The sequence below is a fragment of the Mycobacterium kyogaense genome (assembly GCF_003254575.1).
In the GTDB taxonomy this organism is placed as follows: domain Bacteria; phylum Actinomycetota; class Actinomycetes; order Mycobacteriales; family Mycobacteriaceae; genus Mycobacterium; species Mycobacterium kyogaense.
In genome coordinates this window covers 1-17,726 of record NZ_QJUA01000003.1, presented here as the reverse complement: position 1 = coordinate 17,726, position 17,726 = coordinate 1, and the positions used below count along the sequence as shown (strand labels likewise).

The 17,726-nt window shown below is 68.4% G+C and carries 21 protein-coding genes; 15 read left to right on the top strand and 6 right to left on the bottom strand.

Annotated elements, in window-relative coordinates; all coding sequences use genetic code 11:
- The first annotated feature begins 96 nt into the window (after window positions 1–96).
- The gene (locus tag DMB80_RS03445; RefSeq protein ID WP_111508564.1) at window positions 97–771 is read left to right on the top strand and encodes a cyclase family protein; all 675 of its coding nucleotides are present in this window, start codon (window positions 97–99) and stop codon (window positions 769–771) included.
- A 4-nt stretch (window positions 772–775) separates the two neighbouring features.
- On the opposite strand, the gene DMB80_RS03440 is transcribed toward DMB80_RS03445, so the two are convergent.
- Together DMB80_RS03440 and DMB80_RS03435 are read right to left on the bottom strand one after the other, a co-directional pair.
- Window positions 776–1,615 (bottom strand): D-alanyl-D-alanine carboxypeptidase family protein, encoded by an 840-nt coding sequence (locus DMB80_RS03440; RefSeq protein WP_111508563.1) that lies wholly within the window; start codon window positions 1,613–1,615, stop codon window positions 776–778.
- Window positions 1,616–1,718: 103 nt separating this feature from the next.
- On the bottom strand, window positions 1,719–2,603 hold the full coding sequence (locus DMB80_RS03435; protein ID WP_111508562.1) for a D-alanyl-D-alanine carboxypeptidase family protein: 885 nt from the start codon (window positions 2,601–2,603) through the stop codon (window positions 1,719–1,721).
- A gap of 45 nt (window positions 2,604–2,648) precedes the next feature.
- Here DMB80_RS03435 and DMB80_RS03430 point away from each other — a divergent pair, with 45 nt between their 5' ends.
- From DMB80_RS03430 to trmD, 5 genes are all read left to right on the top strand, one after another.
- Window positions 2,649–3,068: a nuclear transport factor 2 family protein gene (locus DMB80_RS03430; RefSeq protein ID WP_046365806.1), complete on the top strand. Its 420-nt coding sequence runs from the start codon at window positions 2,649–2,651 to the stop codon at window positions 3,066–3,068.
- Between the two features lie 152 nt (window positions 3,069–3,220).
- Window positions 3,221–3,730, top strand: coding sequence for a 30S ribosomal protein S16 (gene rpsP / locus DMB80_RS03425; protein WP_111508561.1), 510 nt, complete (start codon window positions 3,221–3,223; stop codon window positions 3,728–3,730).
- Between the two features lie 8 nt (window positions 3,731–3,738).
- Window positions 3,739–3,981: an RNA-binding protein gene (locus DMB80_RS03420; protein ID WP_003928628.1), complete on the top strand. Its 243-nt coding sequence runs from the start codon at window positions 3,739–3,741 to the stop codon at window positions 3,979–3,981.
- Complete coding sequence (rimM, locus tag DMB80_RS03415; protein WP_111508560.1) at window positions 3,982–4,506, top strand: ribosome maturation factor RimM; 525 nt, start codon at window positions 3,982–3,984, stop codon at window positions 4,504–4,506. It begins immediately after the preceding gene.
- Between the two features lie 12 nt (window positions 4,507–4,518).
- Entirely contained in the window at window positions 4,519–5,205 is a 687-nt protein-coding gene (gene trmD, locus DMB80_RS03410) for a tRNA (guanosine(37)-N1)-methyltransferase TrmD (RefSeq protein WP_111508559.1), read from the top strand.
- 27 nt (window positions 5,206–5,232) lie between these two features.
- Here the strand turns inward: trmD and DMB80_RS03405 are convergent, their stop codons facing one another.
- Both DMB80_RS03405 and DMB80_RS03400 read right to left on the bottom strand, forming a co-directional pair.
- Window positions 5,233–6,150, bottom strand: coding sequence for a serine hydrolase (locus DMB80_RS03405; RefSeq protein ID WP_111508558.1), 918 nt, complete (start codon window positions 6,148–6,150; stop codon window positions 5,233–5,235).
- Window positions 6,151–6,167: 17 nt separating this feature from the next.
- Window positions 6,168–7,109 carry a serine hydrolase gene (locus DMB80_RS03400; RefSeq protein WP_111508557.1) on the bottom strand — a complete coding sequence of 314 codons (942 nt, stop codon included), beginning with the start codon at window positions 7,107–7,109 and terminating at the stop codon, window positions 6,168–6,170.
- A gap of 371 nt (window positions 7,110–7,480) precedes the next feature.
- On the opposite strand from DMB80_RS03400, the gene rplS reads away from it, so the two are divergent.
- The 8 genes from rplS (at window position 7,481) to DMB80_RS03360 (ending at window position 13,904) form a co-directional block, all read left to right on the top strand.
- On the top strand, window positions 7,481–7,822 hold the full coding sequence (gene rplS, locus DMB80_RS03395; protein ID WP_046363434.1) for a 50S ribosomal protein L19: 342 nt from the start codon (window positions 7,481–7,483) through the stop codon (window positions 7,820–7,822).
- Between the two features lie 115 nt (window positions 7,823–7,937).
- Complete coding sequence (lepB, locus tag DMB80_RS03390) at window positions 7,938–8,705, top strand: signal peptidase I (RefSeq protein ID WP_240430995.1); 768 nt, start codon at window positions 7,938–7,940, stop codon at window positions 8,703–8,705.
- A gap of 35 nt (window positions 8,706–8,740) precedes the next feature.
- On the top strand, window positions 8,741–9,472 hold the full coding sequence (locus tag DMB80_RS03385) for a ribonuclease HII (protein ID WP_240430987.1): 732 nt from the start codon (window positions 8,741–8,743) through the stop codon (window positions 9,470–9,472).
- A complete protein-coding gene (locus DMB80_RS03380; RefSeq protein ID WP_043407609.1) occupies window positions 9,469–9,774 on the top strand; it encodes a DUF2469 domain-containing protein in 306 nt (101 codons plus the stop codon). Before DMB80_RS03385 ends, DMB80_RS03380 begins: the two co-directional genes overlap by 4 nt.
- Before the next feature lie 47 nt (window positions 9,775–9,821).
- Window positions 9,822–11,048 (top strand): lipase family protein, encoded by a 1,227-nt coding sequence (locus DMB80_RS03375; protein ID WP_240430986.1) that lies wholly within the window; start codon window positions 9,822–9,824, stop codon window positions 11,046–11,048.
- Between the two features lie 40 nt (window positions 11,049–11,088).
- Window positions 11,089–11,862 (top strand): HAD-IIA family hydrolase, encoded by a 774-nt coding sequence (locus DMB80_RS03370; protein WP_046363438.1) that lies wholly within the window; start codon window positions 11,089–11,091, stop codon window positions 11,860–11,862.
- Between the two features lie 21 nt (window positions 11,863–11,883).
- Window positions 11,884–13,089: a CoA transferase gene (locus DMB80_RS03365; protein WP_111508553.1), complete on the top strand. Its 1,206-nt coding sequence runs from the start codon at window positions 11,884–11,886 to the stop codon at window positions 13,087–13,089.
- The gene (locus DMB80_RS03360; protein WP_111508552.1) at window positions 13,086–13,904 is read left to right on the top strand and encodes an acyl-CoA thioesterase; all 819 of its coding nucleotides are present in this window, start codon (window positions 13,086–13,088) and stop codon (window positions 13,902–13,904) included. The genes DMB80_RS03365 and DMB80_RS03360 overlap by 4 nt, the downstream gene beginning before the upstream one ends.
- On the opposite strand, the gene DMB80_RS03355 is transcribed toward DMB80_RS03360, so the two are convergent.
- Together DMB80_RS03355 and DMB80_RS03350 are read right to left on the bottom strand one after the other, a co-directional pair.
- A complete protein-coding gene (locus tag DMB80_RS03355; protein WP_111508551.1) occupies window positions 13,864–16,353 on the bottom strand; it encodes a non-ribosomal peptide synthetase in 2,490 nt (829 codons plus the stop codon). The genes DMB80_RS03360 and DMB80_RS03355 overlap by 41 nt on opposite strands.
- Before the next feature lie 18 nt (window positions 16,354–16,371).
- Window positions 16,372–17,202 (bottom strand): DUF1206 domain-containing protein, encoded by an 831-nt coding sequence (locus DMB80_RS03350; protein WP_111508550.1) that lies wholly within the window; start codon window positions 17,200–17,202, stop codon window positions 16,372–16,374.
- Between the two features lie 141 nt (window positions 17,203–17,343).
- Here DMB80_RS03350 and DMB80_RS03345 point away from each other — a divergent pair, with 141 nt between their 5' ends.
- Window positions 17,344–17,715 carry a YraN family protein gene (locus tag DMB80_RS03345; RefSeq protein ID WP_111508703.1) on the top strand — a complete coding sequence of 124 codons (372 nt, stop codon included), beginning with the start codon at window positions 17,344–17,346 and terminating at the stop codon, window positions 17,713–17,715.
- Window positions 17,716–17,726: the final 11 nt, after the last annotated feature.

The window sequence follows — 17,726 nt, the reverse complement described above, 5'->3', positions numbered from 1 at the left end:
ACGGCGCAAGTTAGGGCAACCTTAGTTGGCGGGAGCCTGCGATGGGGATGTCCCTTCCGCGGTCGAGTCCCCGACGGTCAGTCCTAGGATGTCGCGGTGTCCACACGCCGCATCGTCGACCTCAGCCATCCGATCCGGGCCGGCCTCATCACCTATCCCGGACTGCCTGCTCCCGTCATCAGCCCATATCTGACACGCGAAGACTCTCGCGAGAAGTACGCGGCAGGAACAGAATTCGCGATGGACCTCATCACGATGATCGGCAACACGGGCACCTACCTCGACTCCCCGTTCCACCGCTACGGGGACGGGGCGGACCTCGCGGGTCTGGACCTGTCGACACTCGTCGGGCTCCCGGCCGAGGTGATCCACCTCGCTCCGGAACGCGGCCGGGCGATCACCGTCGACGACCTCGCCGGCCGTGACGTCCGCGGCGCGGCTGTCCTTCTGCACACCGGCTGGGACCGGCACTTCGGGACGCCGGCCTACGGGTCCGGGGCGCCGTTCCTGTGCGGGGAGGCGGCGCAGTACCTGATCGACGCAGGAGCCGTGCTGGTCGGGATCGACTCCGTGAACATCGATGACACCGAGTCGGGCGGGAGCCGGCCGGCTCACACGGTGCTACTGGGGGCCGGTGTGCACGTCGTCGAGCACCTCACCAATCTGGGTGCGGTGCCGCAACGTGGCGCCCGGTTCACCGCAGCCCCGCCGGCGATCGAGGGTTTCGGCACGTTCCCGGTGCGGGCTTTCGCGGAGGTCGAGGGGGAGTGACGGCTCAGGGCTGGTTGAAGCCATAGTCGAACAGGTCGATGGCCTGGCCGTAGAGGTCGCCGCTGCCGTACATCTGGACGACCACCAGTCGTTTGGCGCCCCGCTGGGCGGCTCCGACGTAGGTCTTGCGGGCGAGGTTGGTGAACCCGGTCTTGCCGGCCAGATCCCCGGGGTAGCGGCTCAGCAATTCGTTCTGGTTGTGCAGCGTCTTGCCCGGGAACGGCGCTGTCGGCGAGCGCATGATCGTCGCGATGAGTGGATACTGCAGTGCCGCGCGCAGAATCACGGCGAGATCGTGCGGCGAGGTGACCGACTCCCAGCCTGGTCCGTCGAGCCCCGACGGGGACGATGCCTTGGTGCTGCGTGCGCCGACGAGCGCGGCTTTGCGGTTCATGGCTGCCACCGCGGCCTGCTGGCCGCCGAGCATGTCCGCGAGCATGTTCGCCGCGTCGTTGCCCGAGACCATCAGCAGTGCCGAGAGCAGCTGCGCAGTGGTGTAGGCCTGGCCGGGTGTGAGCCCCACGCAGGAACATTCGACGTCGTCATGGGAGGAGTTGGCCCGCGCGAAGTTGTCCGGCCGCAGGCGATCGAGCACCACCATCGCGAGAAGGACCTTGATCGTGCTGGCGGGCGCATAGCGGCCGTACGGGTCGCGACTGGCCAGCACGCGGCCTGTGTCCAGATCGGCGACCAGCCACGCCTGCGCCGGGCCCTGTGGAAGAGCCTGTGCCGCAGCGGGTTCAGCGCTGGGTTGGGCGGCAGCGGGAGCGGCGGGCAGCACCGTCGTCACCACGGCCACCGTCGTACCGAGGGCGCACGCCAGCCCAGCGAATCCACGCCGCACGAGGGCTGACGCTAACCGCTCCCGGACTCGTTTCGATCACCGTCGGGTAGCGATTTCGGCGTGGTAATCGACGCTGAGCGACGACGAGCACGCCGAAATCGCTCTACAACGCGCCGATGCCCGCGTTCGGACCCAGCGCGAAACCCCAATCGAGAAGCGCCGCAGCTTGATCCCAGTAGGTCGGCCCGCCCTCGTGGACCAGACCGTGCATCAGCGCCACGACCAGATGCCGTCCGCCGCGTTCGGCGCCGCCGACGAACGTCTTCTGCGCCAGATCGGTGTAGCCCGTCTTACCACCGAAGGTGCCCGGATAGCGGTGCAGCAGCTCGTCCTGGTTCACCAAGACGACGTCGCCGGTGCGGGTCGGGAACACCGCGGTGGGCTGAGACGTGATCTGGGCGAACACCGGATTGGCCATCGCGGCGCGGAAGATCACCGCCAGATCGTGCGGGGTGGACCAGACCGAGATGCCGGGGCCGTCGATACCCGACGCCGAACCAGCGTCGGTGCCCAATGCGCCGACCGCGACCGCCTTGGCGTTCATCTTCGCCGCCGCGACGTCGCGGCCGCCCAGCATGGTGGCCAGCGTGTTGGCGGCGTCATTGCCGGACACGAGCAGCAGCGCCTCCAGCAGCTGACGCGTGGTGTAGGTCATCCCGGGCGTGACGCCCGCGCAGTTGCACTCGACCGTGGTGTCGGCCTCGTTGGCCACGATTGTCGCGTCCAGGGGCAGCTCGTCGAGCACGGTGAGCGCCAGCAGCACCTTGATCGTGCTCGCCGGCGCGAACCGGGTGTTCTCCTCACGGCCCGCGAGGACCGCGCCCGTGTCCATGTCGGCCACGATCCAGGCTTCGGCGGGACCGGCGGGGATCGGGACGCTTCCGGCGGGCTGGCTCACCCCGGCGACCGGTGTCGCCGCGGCGTAGGGGGCCGTCACACCGCCGACCACGCCCAGGAGCACCGCCAGACATGCGAGAAGCCTCATCATGGCGGCCGAGCCTAACGGGATGTCGCGATCGTGTTCAATCGAGGAATGCTGAGCCTCGAGGAGATCTCCGACCGGCTGGAGATCCAACAGTTGCTGGTCGACTACTCGACCGCCATCGACCAGAAGCGTTTCGACGATCTGGACGCGGTGTTCACTCCCGATGCGTACATCGACTACAGCGTCGCGGGCGGTATCGAGGGGCGCTTTCCCGAGGTCAAGGCGTGGTTGAAGGAGGTGCTGCCGAACTTCCCGATCTACTACCACATGCTGGGCAACGTCGACATCCGCGTGGACGGCGACACCGCGACCTCGCGCGCGATCTGCTTCAACCCGATGGTCATGGGTGGCGATTCCGGTCAGGTGTACTTCGTGGGGATCTGGTACGTCGACGAGTTCGTCCGCACCGAGCAGGGATGGCGGATGAGCAAGCGTGTCGAGGAGAAGTGCTTCGACAAGCTGCTGTGACGATTTCTGCTGGGCGCCTGCCCTCTGGCACAATGGGCGGCTGTCTGCCCGGGACTCTGGCCCCGCGGCGGTCACACACGTAAGGCAAAACCGGATCAGGCAACCCGCCTGTATCGCCGAATTGCAGCGTGGCACCTCAGTAGGAGTAGTTCATGGCTGTCAAGATCAAGCTCACCCGTCTGGGCAAGATCCGCAATCCCCAGTACCGCATCATCGTCGCCGACGCGCGCACCCGCCGCGACGGTCGCGCCATCGAGGTGATCGGCCGGTACCACCCCAAGGAAGAGCCGAGCCTCATCGAGGTCGACACCGAGCGCGCCCAGTACTGGCTGGGTGTGGGCGCTCAGCCCACCGAGCCCGTGCTCGCGCTGCTCAAGATCACCGGTGACTGGCAGAAGTTCAAGGGTCTGCCCGGCGCCGAGGGCACGTTGAAGGTCAAGGAGCCCAAGACGTCCAAGCTCGACCTGTTCAACGCCGCGCTGGCCGAGGCCGAGGGTGGCCCGTCCACCGACGCCACCACGCCGAAGAAGAAGAAGGCGCCGGCCGCGAAGAAGGAAGCGTCTGACATCGAGGCGACCGCTGATCCGTCCGGATCGGCCGACAAGTCCGAGGCCGCGGCCGAGGGCGAGGACGCCACCGTCGCCGGCGCCACTGAAAGCTGAGCGACACCGTGAGTTCAGTCGTGGTCGACGCCGTCGAGCACTTGGTTCGCGGGATCGTCGACAACCCCGACGATGTTCGCGTCGACATGGTGACCAACCGCCGCGGGCGCACGGTCGAGGTGCACGTGCACCCCGATGATCTGGGCAAGGTCATCGGCCGGGGTGGGCGCACCGCTACCGCGCTGCGCACCCTGGTGGCAGGCATCGGCGGCCGCGGTATCCGCGTCGACGTGGTGGACACCGACCAGTAAATGGACCTGGTGGTCGGGCGCGTGGTCAAGGCCCACGGCGTCACCGGTGAGCTCGCCGTCGACGTGCGCACCGACGACCCGGATGGCCGATTCGTCTCCGGCGCCACCCTGCGCGGCCGCGCGCCGCGCGGGGGGGCCGAGCGCGAATACCGCATCGAATCGGTGCGCAGTCATGGTGATCGGCTCCTGATCCGGCTGGACGGAGTCGGTGACCGCGATGCCGCCGACGCGTTGCGGGGCACGTTGTTCCTCGTCGATGCGGAGTCGTTGCCTCCGATCGAGGACCCCGACGAGTTCTACGACCACCAGCTCGAGGGGCTCGCCGTATCGACTGTCGACGGCGTCGCCGTCGGTAGGGTCGCCGAGGTGTTGCACACCGCCGCAGGCGAATTGCTGTCGGTGACGCGTGATGACGGCCGCGAGGTGCTCGTGCCGTTCGTGTCCGCGATCGTGGTGTCGGTGTCTCTGTCCGAGGATTCTGTGGTGATCGACCCGCCCGAGGGTCTTCTCGACCTGAGTGACTGACGGAGAACCGGCATGCGCATCGACGTGGTCTCGATCTTCCCGCAGTTCCTCGATCCCCTGAGGCAGTCCCTGCCGGGGCGGGCGATCGACGCCGGCATCGTCGAGTTGGCGGTGCACGACCTGCGTGGGTGGACCCACGATGTCCACCGCTCCGTCGACGACGCCCCGTACGGTGGCGGGCCCGGCATGGTGATGCGGGCCCCGGTCTGGGGTGAAGCGCTCGACGAAATCTGTTCTGCTGACACCCTTCTCGTGGTGCCGAGCCCGGCAGGCCGGCTCTTCACGCAGAAGTCGGCGCAGCGCTGGAGCGCCGAGAAACATCTGGTCTTCGCATGCGGCCGGTACGAGGGTATCGACCAGCGGGTGATGGACGACGCGGCCCGCCGGATGCGGGTCGAGGAAGTGTCGATCGGGGACTATGTGCTGCCCGGCGGCGAATCGGCGGCCGTGGTCATGATCGAGGCGGTGCTGCGGCTCCTGCCCGACGTCCTCGGCAACCCGGAATCGCACCGCGACGATTCGCATTCCGAGTCGGTCGGCGGGCTCCTCGAGGGGCCCAGCTACACCCGCCCTGCCACGTGGCGTGACCTCGATGTGCCGGAGGTGCTGCGCTCTGGGGACCACGCCCGCATCGCCGCGTGGCGGCGCGAGCAGAGCTTCGAGCGCACCAGGGAACGACGGCCCGATCTCCTGGAGTGAGTGCGGGATTCGGAAACAGCGACCGGCCTAGATCCGGCCGCCGGGGAACATCGTCTTGACAGCCTGGGTGATGTCGGCGCGTGCGCCCGCCTCACTGGTCGGGTCCAGCGAGCCGATGGCCATCACGTAGCGCTGGTCTGCGCCGATCACCCCGGTCGACACGTGGAGTTGGTTGCCGCCGTTCCAGCAGCAGAACCAGCCCTGCTTGACGGCGACCGGCTCGGCGTAGAGGCCCTCGGGGATGCCGAAGCGCTGCGGATATCCGTCGGTGCCCGTCGGAGTGGATTGCGCGAGGTCGCCGAGGATCACCTCGGCCTGCTCGCGGGGCAACCCGCCGCTGCCGTCGAGCAGCTTGGCGTAGTACTGCACCAGGTCGGCCGCCGTGCTCTGCGTCACGTCCCAGTGGCCGTTGTACGGCGCGGTCGTGCCGGTCAGCCCATATCGGGCCACCACGCGTCCGATGATCGTGTTGCCGCCGCTGCGGTCCCAAAAGTTCTGTGCGGCACTGTCATCCGACGAGCGGAGCATGATGTCGAGGCTCTGCCGGTCGCCGGGGGAGAGGGTCGTCTTCCCCTGCGCCACCTGCAGCAGCAGGTCGTCGGCGATGAACAACTTCACCACCGAAGCGATCGGGAACGGTTGATTGTCGCCGTTGGACACCAACTGTCCGGTGGTCCGGTCCAACACGACTGCCTTGATGTCGGCACCCGTAGAGGACGCGTCGGCGGTGGCCTCCTGCATGCGTGCGTCGAGGCCGCCGAGCCCAGCCGACGGTGGGGCCGGCGGCGCGGCCGGCAGCGGCACCGAATTGCTCTGCGGCGCCACCGCCGAGGACTGGGTGCGCTCGGATCGGGGCGCCTGCGCCTGGCAGCCGCCGACCACGAGCACAGCGGCACACAGCAGGGACGCGGTCACGGCGGACCGCCGCCGGGGGCGAGTCTGCATGTCTCTCCTCGAGGTGGTCATATGCGGCCGTCCGGAAACATCGTGCGGACCGCGTCGGTGATGGTCTTGCGGGCGGTGGCGGCGTCGCTGGGCTGCATCGAGCCGATGGCCATCACATAGCGCCGGTCCCGACCGATCACACCGGTGGACAAGTGCATCCAATCCGCGTTCACACAGCACATCCAGCCCTGCTTGACCGCGACCGGGTCGCCCGGCAGCCCCTCGGGTATCCCGAACCGCTGCGGATACACCCCACCGGGCACCATCCCGTCGGGAGCGGTCGGCGTCGATGCGGCGAGGTTCGAGAGGATGACGCTCGCTTGCTCGCCGGGCAGCCCGCCCGTACCGGCAAGCAGCTTGTCGTAGTAGTGCACCAGATCGGTGGCCGTACTCGTGGTGTTGAACCACCTGCCGTTGGTGGGTGGGCGCGTGGAGGTGAGTCCGTACCGGGCGACGACCCGAGTGATGATCGCGCTGCCGCCGCTGCGATTCCAGAACACCTCTGCCGCGCTGTCGTCAGAGGACCGCAGCATGACGTCGAGCAGGTCGCGATCGTCCGCCGAGAGTGTGGTCTGCCCCTTGGCCACCTGTAGGAGCAGGTCGTCGGCGATGAAGAGTTTCACCACGGAGGCGATGGCCATCGGGCGGTCGTTGCCGTTGGTCACCAATTCGCCGGTGTTGCGGTCGAGCACTGCCGCGGTGATCTCCGCGCCGTCAGCTGCCGCCGTGGCCGTGGCCTGGCGTTCACGGTCGGCGAGTCCGCGAAACGTCGGGGCGGGTCGATCGACGGGCTGCGCGGGAAGCGCTACGTCGGCGCCCGCCGGGGCGATCACCGTCAGTTGCGGGCCGTCCGGGTGCGGCCGGGATCCGTACAACTCTGCCTGGCAACCGCCCAGGGCTACTGTGACCACGCCCAGGCCAGCTGCGGTCTTGGCCAGCCGCCACGGCCGCGGTCGCATCGCTCATCCTCCCGAGTGTGGCCCTACCCTGATGCCTGGAACGGGTCGGCGCTCGGCACACCCGATGCCGTCCAGGGTAACGGCTGTGTACCCGCTGGGCATCTGTTGCCAAGCCGACCGCCACGGCCGGGTCACCATCCTGTCAACGCCTCGTCATCGGGCACGGAGCCGGCCTCATCGTCGGCCCGCCCACCGAACATGGCGCCGATTTCGGAGATCGGGACTCCGTCTGGCACAATCGAGCAGTTGTCTGTGCACGGCCGGTACTCCGCGCCCCGCTGCACGACAGGCCCCAGACGCCCGAACCACCAGGCTCTGCGCGCGTCACCGCGACGCCGCCAGCAGCCGCCGACACCGAGGAAGTGTGACCGATGAACACGCTGGATTTCGTCGACCAGGCGTCGCTGCGCGACGACGTGCCGAATTTCGGTCCCGGTGACACCGTCAACGTCCATGTGAAGGTCATCGAGGGCTCCAAGGAGCGCATCCAGGTCTTCAAGGGTGTCGTCCTGCGGCGCCAGAACGGTGGCATCCGCGAGACGTTCACCGTCCGCAAGGAGAGCTACGGCGTCGGCGTGGAGCGCACCTTCCCGGTGCACTCGCCCAACATCGACCACATCGACGTCGTCACCCGCGGTGACGTGCGCCGGGCCAAGCTCTACTACCTGCGCGAGCTGCGCGGCAAGAAGGCCAAGATCAAGGAGAAGCGCTGACACCGCTTCGCTCGGACCGTGATCGGCGCGGTGCCCTGCCGGCTCTGGCTACTCTGATCTCGTGACCGGACCCAGGGACACCCCCGAGACCGACGACACGTCCGCCGACGAGACGCTGGACACGCCGGAGTCGACTGAGGACAAGCCGGAGAAGAAGAAGCGGGGAGCGCTGCGCGAAGCCGCGATCCTGGTCACCGTCGCGATCGTTCTCTACTACGTCATGTTGACGTTCATCGCGCGTCCCTATCTGATTCCCTCGGAATCGATGGAGCCGACGCTGCACGGCTGCAACGGCTGCGTCGGCGACCGCATCATGGTCGACAAGCTCACCTACCGGTTCTCCCAACCGGAACCCGGTGACGTCATCGTCTTCAAGGGCCCGCCCAACTGGAGCATCGGCTACAAGTCGATCCGGTCCGAGAATCCGGCCATCCGCACCGTGCAGAATGCGCTGTCCTTCATCGGCTTCGTGCCGCCGGACGAGAACGACCTGGTCAAGCGGATCATCGCGGTCGGTGGCCAGACCGTCGAATGCCGGGTGACCACCGGGCTGACCGTCGACGGCAAGAAACTCAACGAGCCCTATCTCGACCCGAACACCATGAACGCCGACCCGGCGATCTATCCGTGCCTGGGCAACGAATTCGGGCCGGTCAAGGTACCCGACGGCCGGCTGTGGGTGATGGGCGACAACCGGACCCACTCGGCGGACTCGCGCGCGCATTGCTCGAACCAGCCGGCGGACGTGCAGCGCGGCATCCTGTGCACCGGCGACCCGGTGGCGGGAACGATCCCCGTCGAGAACGTGATCGGCAAGGCCCGCTTCATCGCCTGGCCGCCGTCACGGTGGGGCGGCGTGAGCTCGGTGGATCCGCAGAGCTAGCGGGAGGCTCGACAGTGCCGGCGTGGCCTCCGAGGATGGTGATCCGCAGGTCCTCTGGTCTGCGCACCTTGGAATCTGCTCTGTACCGGGCCGGTCTCGGCCCGGTGGCCGGCGTCGACGAGGTGGGCCGAGGTGCGTGCGCCGGTCCGCTGGTGGTGGCCGCCTGTGTGCTCGGACCCAACAGGATGGCGAGCCTCGCAGCGCTCGACGATTCCAAGAAGCTCGGCGAAGCCGAGCGTGAGCGGCTCTTCCCGCTGATCAAGCGGTATGCGGTGGCCTACCATGTCGTGTTCATCGACTCGACCGAAGTGGACCGCCGCGGCGTCCACGTGGCGAACATCGAGGGGATGCGGAGGGCGGTGGCCGGCCTTCCGGTGCGGCCCGGATACGTGTTGAGTGACGGCTTCCGGGTGCCGGGTCTGCCGGCGTCGTCGTTGCCGGTGATCGGCGGGGACGCTGCGGCAGCGTGCATCGCCGCGGCGAGCGTGCTGGCCAAGGTGAGTCGCGACCGGCTGATGGTCGCGATGGACGACGAGTACCCCGGTTACGGTTTCGCCGAGCACAAGGGCTACAGCACGCGGGCGCACAGTGCGGCGCTGGCCGCACTGGGGCCGTCGGCCCAGCACCGCTACTCGTTCATCAATGTGAGACGACTCGTCCTGGGGGAACCCGCGGGGCAGAGCGCGAACGATTTTGACAGGATGAGTCCACTGGGTTCAGTGGACTCGGAGATGTATGACCTACGCGAAGGACAGCTGAGCCGATGAGTGCCGAAGATCTCGAGAAGTACGAAACCGAGATGGAGCTCTCGCTCTACCGCGAGTACAAGGACATCGTCGGGCAGTTCAGTTACGTCGTGGAGACCGAGCGTCGGTTCTACCTGGCCAACAGTGTCGAGATGGTGCCCCGCAACGCCGACGGTGAGGTGTACTTCGAGTTGCGCCTCGGTGATGCGTGGGTATGGGACATGTACCGGCCCGCTCGGTTCGTGAAGCAGGTCCGGGTCATCACCTTCAAGGACGTCAACATCGAAGAGGTCGACAAGCCGGAGCTGCGGCTTCCGGAGTAGGGGTACATCGGAGCGTGGACGCAGGGCAGGACTCAGCAGCGGGCCGTGTGGGCTCGACGTCGGTGCCCCAGCCGGGTGATGACCCCTTCTACGCTCCGCCACCTGGCCTCGCCGACATGCCGCCGGGCACGGTCGTCCGGTCGCGACGGGTGCAGCTGGCGTTCTTCGGCCGAATCCGCCGTGGCGCCGCGACCCAGCTCATGTATCGCAGCACCGACGCACACGGCAACCCCGAGGCCGCGGTCACCACGGTCGTGGTGCCGAGGGGCCGGGATCCGAGAACCTGCCCGCTGCTGTCCTATCAGTGCGCCATCGACGCCGTCGCCGCGCACTGCTTCCCGTCGTACGCGCTGCGCCTCGGTTCGCAGCTGGTCGGGGCATCGGTGCAGGCCGAGTTCCTGTTCGTCGCCGCGGCCCTCGCGCGCGGGTGGGCAGTCTCCATCCCCGATCACGAGGGGTTGCAGGGGATGTGGGGCGCTCCGTACGAGGCGGGTTTCCGCGTGCTCGACGGGCTCCGGGCGGCTGTCTCTCACGAGCCGCTCGGCCTGTCCCCGGACGCCCGGATGGCGATGTGGGGATACTCGGGTGGGGGGCTGGCCACCGGTTGGGCCGCCGAGGCGGCCGCGGACTACGCCCCCGAACTCGACGTGGCCGGCGCCGTCATGGGCTCACCCGTCGTCGATCCCGAAAACGTTGCGCGACGGCTGAACTCGACACGGTGGGCGGGTCTGGCCGCCCTGATGATCGCCTCGCTGGTGCACGTGTTCCCGGAGGCGCGCGCAGTGGTCGACAAGCACGCGACCGCCGAGGGCAAGGTGCTGCTGAGCGAGATCGAGGGGATGTCGACAGGCTCGGCGATCCACCGGCTGCGCAACAAGGACATCGCCGACTACGTCGACCTCACCTTCGACGAGCTGTTCGCCCTCCCCGAGTTGCGCTACATCTTCGACATGACGCGGCTCGGCCAGGCGATCCCGAGCATGCCGGTCCTGGTGATCCAGGGTGTGCACGACCGCATCGTCGACGTCGGTGACGTCGACGGTCTGGTGCGCCGCTACACCGAGGGTGGCGCCACGGTGCGCTATCACCGCGATCCGCTGGCCGAGCACCTGCTGCTGTACCCCTTCGCCGTGCCGATGAGCCTGCGGTGGTTGGGCAATCGGCTGGAGCGGGAGCATCGCGGCGGTCGCAGCACGTGGCCGGCGGTCCTCGACACCGGCACCTACCGCGATCTGGCCGGCGTGCTACCAGGGCTGGCGCGCCGTCGCCGCTGAGACCTCGCCAGTAGCCGCGGCCAACTGACAGACTGGGGACATGCGCTCCGCACCGCAGTGCTGGCTGACCGACATGGATGGCGTCCTGGTCCGGGAGGAGCATGCCCTCCCCGGGGCCGCGGAATTCCTGCAGACGCTCGCCGACCGCGAGCGGCCATTCCTGGTCTTGACCAACAACTCGATCTTCACCCCGCGCGACCTCGCCGCCCGGTTGGCCCGCTCCGGTCTGATCGTGCCGGAATCCGCGATCTGGACGTCCGCGCTCGCGACCGCCACCTTCCTGGCCGACCAGCTGCCCGCCGGCTCGGCCTACGTCATCGGCGAGGCGGGCCTGACCACCGCGTTGCACGAAGCCGGGTACACGATGACCGACGTCGAGCCCGACTTCGTGGTGCTCGGCGAGACCCGCACCTACTCGTTCGAAGCGATCACCAAAGCGGTGCGGCTCATCCTCGGCGGCGCGCGGTTCATCGCGACCAACCCCGACGTCAGCGGTCCGTCGGCCGAGGGGCCGCTGCCGGCCACGGGCTCGGTGGCCGCGATGATCACCAAGGCAACCGGCCGGGAGCCCTACTTCGTCGGTAAACCCAACCCGATGATGTTCCGCAGCGCGCTGAATCAGATCGAGGCGCACTCGGAGAACACGGTGATGGTCGGCGACCGGATGGACACCGACGTCGTGGCCGGCATCGAGGCGGGACTGGAGACCATCCTGGTGCTCACGGGCTCGACGACGATCGAGGACGTCGAGCGCTACCCCTTCCGCCCGAGCCGGGTGCTGCCGTCGATCGCGGAGGCGATCGAGCTGATCTGAGCGATCCCTACACTTGGCGCCGTGACTGTCACTGTTGACCCGACACGACCACTGGCCGGGGTGCGGATCGTCGAGATCTCCAGCTTCGTCGCGGTACCGCTGGCAGGAATGACGTTGGCGCAGCTGGGCGCCGAGGTGGTGAGGATCGACCCGATCGGCGGGGCCGCGGACTACCACCGCTGGCCGCTGACCGACGCGGGGGAGAGCATCTACTGGGCCGGTCTGAACAAGAACAAGCGCTCGCTGACCGTCGACATGCGTTCCGACGCAGGGCAAGACATCGTGACCCGGCTGATCGCCGACAGCGGCGTGTTCCTCACCAACGTCACGGGTCGGCCCTGGCACTCCCATCCGACACTGCGCGAACGGCGACCCGACCTCATCCAGGTGGAGGTGTCCGGACGCGCCGACGGCGGCACGGGTGTGGACTACACGGTCAACGCCGGCATCGGTTTCCCGCTCGTCACGGGTGCACCGGATTCTGCAGCTCCGGTCAACCACGTGCTACCGGCCTGGGATGTCAGCTGCGGACTGTACGCCGCGCTGGCGGTGGTGACCGCGCTGCGCCACCGCGACGCGACAGGCGACGGTCAGCACGTCACGATCCCGCTGGAGAACGTCGCGCTGGCCACGGCCAGCAATCTCAGCCTGCTCACCGAGGCGATGGTCGGCGGCACGACGAGAGAGCGCATCGGGAATGCCGTGTACGGCACCTACGGTCGCGATTTCACCGGCAGCGACGGCTCCGCGTTCATGGTCGTGGCGCTGACCAACCGGCACTTCCGCGACCTCACCGCACTCACCGATACCGCCGAAGATGTTGCAGCACTCGCTGATTCGCTGGGTGCCGACTTCACTGACGAGGGGCAGCGCTACACGCACCGGGACGCGTTGAGCGCCCTGTTCGCCGGGTGGTTCGCCCGCCACACCGGGGACGAGATCGCAGCGGCGCTGGGGCGCACCTCGGTGCTGTGGGAGCGCTACCGCACGTTCGCCGAGGCGGCCGCCTCGGAACGTGTCACCGCCAACCCACTGTTCACCACTCTCGAGCAGCCACGTATCGGGCGGTTCGCCGCCACGGGTGTTCCGATGGCGATTGACGGCTGGTACCCACCGCCGGACGTCGCGCCGGCGCTCGGCGACGACACGGCGACGGTGCTCAGCGACTGGCTCGGGCTCGATGCCAGGCGGATCGACGCCCTGCGCGCGGCAGGAGCGCTCGCGTGAGCCGGTTACTGGACCTGCTCGACGTCGCCCCCGTCGACGAGGACGTGTGGCAGGGCCGGGCCAGCGGTCCAGAGGGCAAGCGCGCCTACGGCGGTCAGTTGGTCGCGCAGAGTCTGGCTGCCGCGGCGCGCACCGTCGAGGCGGCCAAGGCGCCCACCGCGATGCATCTGCAGTTCCTGCGTGGCGGAGACGCCGGCGCGACGGTGGACTACCGGGTGCACCGCGTGTTCGACGGCCGCACCGCGGCCTCCCGCCGCGTGGACGCCACCCAGGACGGGCGGCTGCTGACGACGGCGACGGTGTCGTTCGCCGCGCCGCTGCCCGGCCCGGAGCACGGCCATGTTGATCTGGGTGCGGACCCGGAGACGTTGCCGCGCACCGGGCCTGCCGGCCCCGCACCGTCCATGCCACTCGACGAACTCGACCTCAGGATCGTCGACTCCGGTGCGGGTGAAGGGTTCGTCCGACGCCTGTGGTGGCGCACCGACGTGGACCTCGGTGACGACCCGCTGCTGCACACACTGGTCGCGGCCTACGTTACCGACGTCTATCTGATCGATCCGGCGCTGCAGGTCCACGGGCATTCGATGCGTTCACGTAGGCACCGCAGCGGAACCACCGATTCGTCGATGTGGTTTCACCGCGAACTGCGGGCCGACGAATGGAATCTGCTCGAATGTCGCTCGCCGGCGGCGGGTCGGGGGCGGGGTGTGGTGACGGCGTCGTTGATCCGCTGCGACGGGGACATCGCCGCCACGCTGACCCAGGAGGGCCTCATCGCAGAGCGGGAACCCGCGCCCGATTCTGCTTCGTGAGTCGGCGATCCCGCCACCGATGGCGGGTCTGGGTGATCACCGCGGTCAGGGCGATGCCGATGACGATGGAGGCGATCACGCCGTAGAGCTTGTGACTGCCGAACAACGGATACACCTGGAAGTGCGTCAGATAGATGTAGAGCGACGCCTCCGCGATCGCGCCCGCGGCGACGGCCACCACCGCCGGACACCGGACGGCGGGCAACCAGATCAGCAGCACCAGGCCCACTGTCACGAGCAGCTCTCGCACCGTGTTCCCGAAATAGCCGTGCACGCCGACGATCAGCACCACGGTCACGGCCAGACGCTGAAGGCTGCTGCTCGCCTTGGCAGCCGCCCAGCCGGCGGCGAAGAACCAGAACGCGAGCACGGTGAACCACGCATCCCGACCCAGCCCGAAACCCAGCAGGTCGTAACGCAACACTATGCCGCCGGCGAGGAACACCGCAGCGAACGCGAAGGGGAACCTCCGTTCCGCCCGGTCAGCCAGGGGTAGCCACAGCAGTAGGGCCAACGCCGCCAACGTCCACACCAGCACTTCGACGAACCACAGCCGTCCCGCGGTCATGCTGTCGTGCGGGCCGAGGAACTTGTTGGCCAGCAACAGGTTCGACGCGTGATAGTCATCGGTCACCACCAGGGCCACGGCGATCCACGCGACTGCGGGTAGCGCGATCCAGCCGATGGTGGAGCCCAGATGGCGCACACGCTGGCGCCGCGGCAGCGGGGTCAGACAGAACCGGGCGAAGTTGTATCCGGCGATACCGAGCAGGATGTGCGCTCCACCCCACATCTCGAAGAGCTCGGCATGCGATGCGACGACGAGGACGATCGCCAGCGCGCGCAACGCCACGCTGGTCTCCACGGTGCTGCCCCAGGATCGCCACCACCGCTGCCGCGGCGCGGGCCGGTGCCGGAGTTCGCGGATCGGTAGCCGCGGCCAGTCGGCCGGCAGGTGCCCGAGCATCCGCTCCAGCCGCACCGACATCGTCACGTAGGTCAGCGAATTGCCGCCCAGGTCGACGAAGGTGGCGTCGTCGGTGATGTCGGAGGGGTCCAGGTGCAACACGTCGGCGAACATGTCCGCGAGGTCGTGTTCGGCCTCCGGGCGGGGGGTCACGAGGGTGCGGGCCCTCGGGTAGTCGGGTTTACCCGATGGCAGCCGCGGCAACTCGGGCACCGCGACCGCGTCGACAGCGCCGACGGGAACATTGGCGGCGTCGGCGACGATCCGGCGCACATCGGCCGGACTGTGGGGGCCTTCGGCGACGACCACGAGTCGCTCGTGGGCATCGGTGCACAGGGCGGTCACGCCGTGCCCGGCCAGCGTCCGCTCGAGCCGCTGCAGATCGATGCGCAGCCCGAAGAACTTGGCGAATCGACTTGTCCGACCGACGATCTCGATGAGATCGGGTCCGCAGCGGCGGGCGACATCGCCGGTGCGCAGCTCCTGCAAGGTGGGGCCGTCGGCCAGGTCGTCGATGTGCTCGGCGTAGCCCATCATCACGTTCGGCCCACGGAAGACGAGTTCGCCGGACTCGTCGTCGGGCCACCCGTCGAGCGGTTCGATGGTCAGGCTCGCACCCGGGATCGCGACGCCGATGGCCTGCGGGTGTGCTTGCGCCAGGTGTGGTGGCAGATAAGCCATTCGGGCGGTGGCCTCGGTTGCGCCGTACATCACGAAGAGTTCCCAGCCGCGGCGCTCCCCGAGTGCGGCGTAGCGTCGCACACGTTCGGGCGGCATCGGACCACCGGCCTGGGTGACATAGCGCAAATGTGGCAGCTTCATGTGCGAAAAGCCCACGCGGTCGAGGAGTTCGAACGTGTAGGGGACACCGGCGAACGTGGTGGCGCGGTGCGCGACGAACAGGTCCCAGAACTGCTGCTCCGACACCGAGCGGTCGGTCAGGATCAGTGCGGCGCCGACGAGCAGATGGCTGTGCACCACCGACAGGCCGTAGCAGTACGACATCGGCAACGTCGTTGCGGCCCGGTCCGTCTCGACGATGCCGAGGTAGTCGGCGATGGCGCGTGCGTTCGCTGCGACGTTGGTGCGGGAGAGGCGGACGAGCTTCGGAGAACCCGTGCTGCCGGATGTCGACATCAGCAGCATCAGGTGTGGATGCAGCACGTGGCCGCCCGTATCGACAGGGCGGACGCCGGTGCGGTCGACGACGACGTCGGGTCGATAGGTGGCGGTCAGCGCGGAGGTGTCGCCTCCGGCGGGCACCGGCAGCACCACATGGCCCGCGGCCAATGCCGCCAGATAGTGCGTGAGCGTGTCGATGTCGTTGTCGACTTCGAGCAGGACGAGGGCTCGCCGTTCTCCCAATGTCGGTACGCACGCCTCGACCCGGTCGGCGAGTTGGCCGTACGTCAGCTCGGTGGTCTCGGTCAGGACGGCCGTGCGGTCTGCGAACCGGCGCAGGTGGTCGATCAGCGGCCGCATAAGGGCGACCTTACTGGGTCACATGCGGTTGTACTTGGCCCGGATGAAGCTGTAGGCGCCGAACGCGGCGATCCCGAGAGCGGCCAGGATCAGCAGGAACTTGCCGAACGGGGCCTGGCCCAGGGTCTTGACCGCGGCATCGAGACCACTCGCCTTGGCGGGGTCGGCCTGCAGCGTCGCGATGACGACGAGGACGCCGGCACCGCCGAGTACCAGGCCCTTGGCGACGTAACCGGCGACGCCGGTGGCCGTGACCAGGCGTCCGCCCGAGACGGTCAGCTCCTCGAGGAACTTCTCCGAGGCGCCCTTGTAGACGTGGTATCCGCCGACGGCGATCACCCCGATGCCGACCGCGATCAGGAGCAGCTTTCCGCCACCCGATTGCATCAGCTGGGCCGACATCCCCGAGTTCTGCTGGCTGCTCTGCTGCCCGGTGCCCATCGCGAACTTGGCGGCCGAGAACGCGATCGCGAAGTTGACGATGGCCAGCGCGAGGGACTTGCCGCGCTTCCAGGCCGCGTTGTCCTCCTTGCGACCTGCGCCCTCACGAGGCTTGGCGCCCATGATCGCTTCGGCCACACGCCACAGGCCGAGGGCGACGAGGCCCGCCGCGGCGACCCACAGCACGATCTTGCCGAAGGGCTGAGCGGCCAGTGTGGCCAGCGCGCCGGACTGGTCGGCGTTTCCGCCGGCTCCAGTGAACGCCAGTTGCGCGATGATGAACGCGACAAGCAGATGCAGCACGCCGCTGGCGGCGAACCCGGCGCGTGCGAGCTTTTCGAAGGCGTCATTGCCGGTCGCGCGGTGCGCGATGCCGTGCAGTGAACCGTTCGCAGGTGTGGTGGTCATGCGTTCCTCCGGGTCCGACGGTGGTCTCCGGTTCCCCGGTTTTGACGCCGGCGAAACCGGGTCTGTGGATGGATTCGGCTCTGGGGATGAACGGCCCGCCGAGGGGCGAGTGTGTCGGCGAGCCGGGCCAGTGTGGGCGGCATGACGAAGACAGGCAGCCGCGCCGAGATCGGGGCGCTGGGAGAACAGCTCGCGGTGGATCATCTGCGCGGGCTCGGGTGGGAGATTCTGGACCGCAACTGGCGGTGTCGGTACGGGGAATTGGATGTGGTGGCCGCCGCCGAGGATGCGCGGGTGCTGGTGTTCGTGGAGGTCAAGACGCGGACCAGCGAGCAGTTCGGCGGGCCGCTGGCGGCCGTGACACCGCCGAAGCTGCGGCGTCTGCGGCGGCTCGCAGGTTTGTGGCTGGCTGACCGCGACGGGAGCTGGGCGCAGGTACGCATCGACGTCATCGCGGTCAAGGTGGGCCGGACCCGCACCCCGGAGATCACGCACCTGCAGGGGGTGGGGTGATGGCGCTCGGG

Bases quoted from the DNA above. Each gene is read 5' to 3' on its own strand.
- DMB80_RS03400 (WP_111508557.1), bottom strand. From the start codon at position 7,109: ATGCGACCGCGGCCGTGGCGGCTGGCCAAGACCGCAGCTGGCCTGGGC.
- DMB80_RS03350 (WP_111508550.1), bottom strand. From the start codon at position 17,202: ATGACCACCACACCTGCGAACGGTTCACTGCACGGCATCGCGCACCGC.
- rimM (WP_111508560.1), top strand. From the start codon at position 3,982: ATGGACCTGGTGGTCGGGCGCGTGGTCAAGGCCCACGGCGTCACCGGT.
- DMB80_RS03370 (WP_046363438.1), top strand. From the start codon at position 11,089: ATGCGCTCCGCACCGCAGTGCTGGCTGACCGACATGGATGGCGTCCTG.
- rpsP (WP_111508561.1), top strand. From the start codon at position 3,221: ATGGCTGTCAAGATCAAGCTCACCCGTCTGGGCAAGATCCGCAATCCC.
- DMB80_RS03435 (WP_111508562.1), bottom strand. From the start codon at position 2,603: ATGATGAGGCTTCTCGCATGTCTGGCGGTGCTCCTGGGCGTGGTCGGC.
- DMB80_RS03405 (WP_111508558.1), bottom strand. From the start codon at position 6,150: ATGCAGACTCGCCCCCGGCGGCGGTCCGCCGTGACCGCGTCCCTGCTG.
- DMB80_RS03385 (WP_240430987.1), top strand. From the start codon at position 8,741: ATGGTGATCCGCAGGTCCTCTGGTCTGCGCACCTTGGAATCTGCTCTG.
- DMB80_RS03380 (WP_043407609.1), top strand. From the start codon at position 9,469: ATGAGTGCCGAAGATCTCGAGAAGTACGAAACCGAGATGGAGCTCTCG.
- DMB80_RS03430 (WP_046365806.1), top strand. From the start codon at position 2,649: ATGCTGAGCCTCGAGGAGATCTCCGACCGGCTGGAGATCCAACAGTTG.
- rplS (WP_046363434.1), top strand. From the start codon at position 7,481: ATGAACACGCTGGATTTCGTCGACCAGGCGTCGCTGCGCGACGACGTG.
- trmD (WP_111508559.1), top strand. From the start codon at position 4,519: ATGCGCATCGACGTGGTCTCGATCTTCCCGCAGTTCCTCGATCCCCTG.
- DMB80_RS03355 (WP_111508551.1), bottom strand. From the start codon at position 16,353: ATGCGGCCGCTGATCGACCACCTGCGCCGGTTCGCAGACCGCACGGCC.
- DMB80_RS03345 (WP_111508703.1), top strand. From the start codon at position 17,344: ATGACGAAGACAGGCAGCCGCGCCGAGATCGGGGCGCTGGGAGAACAG.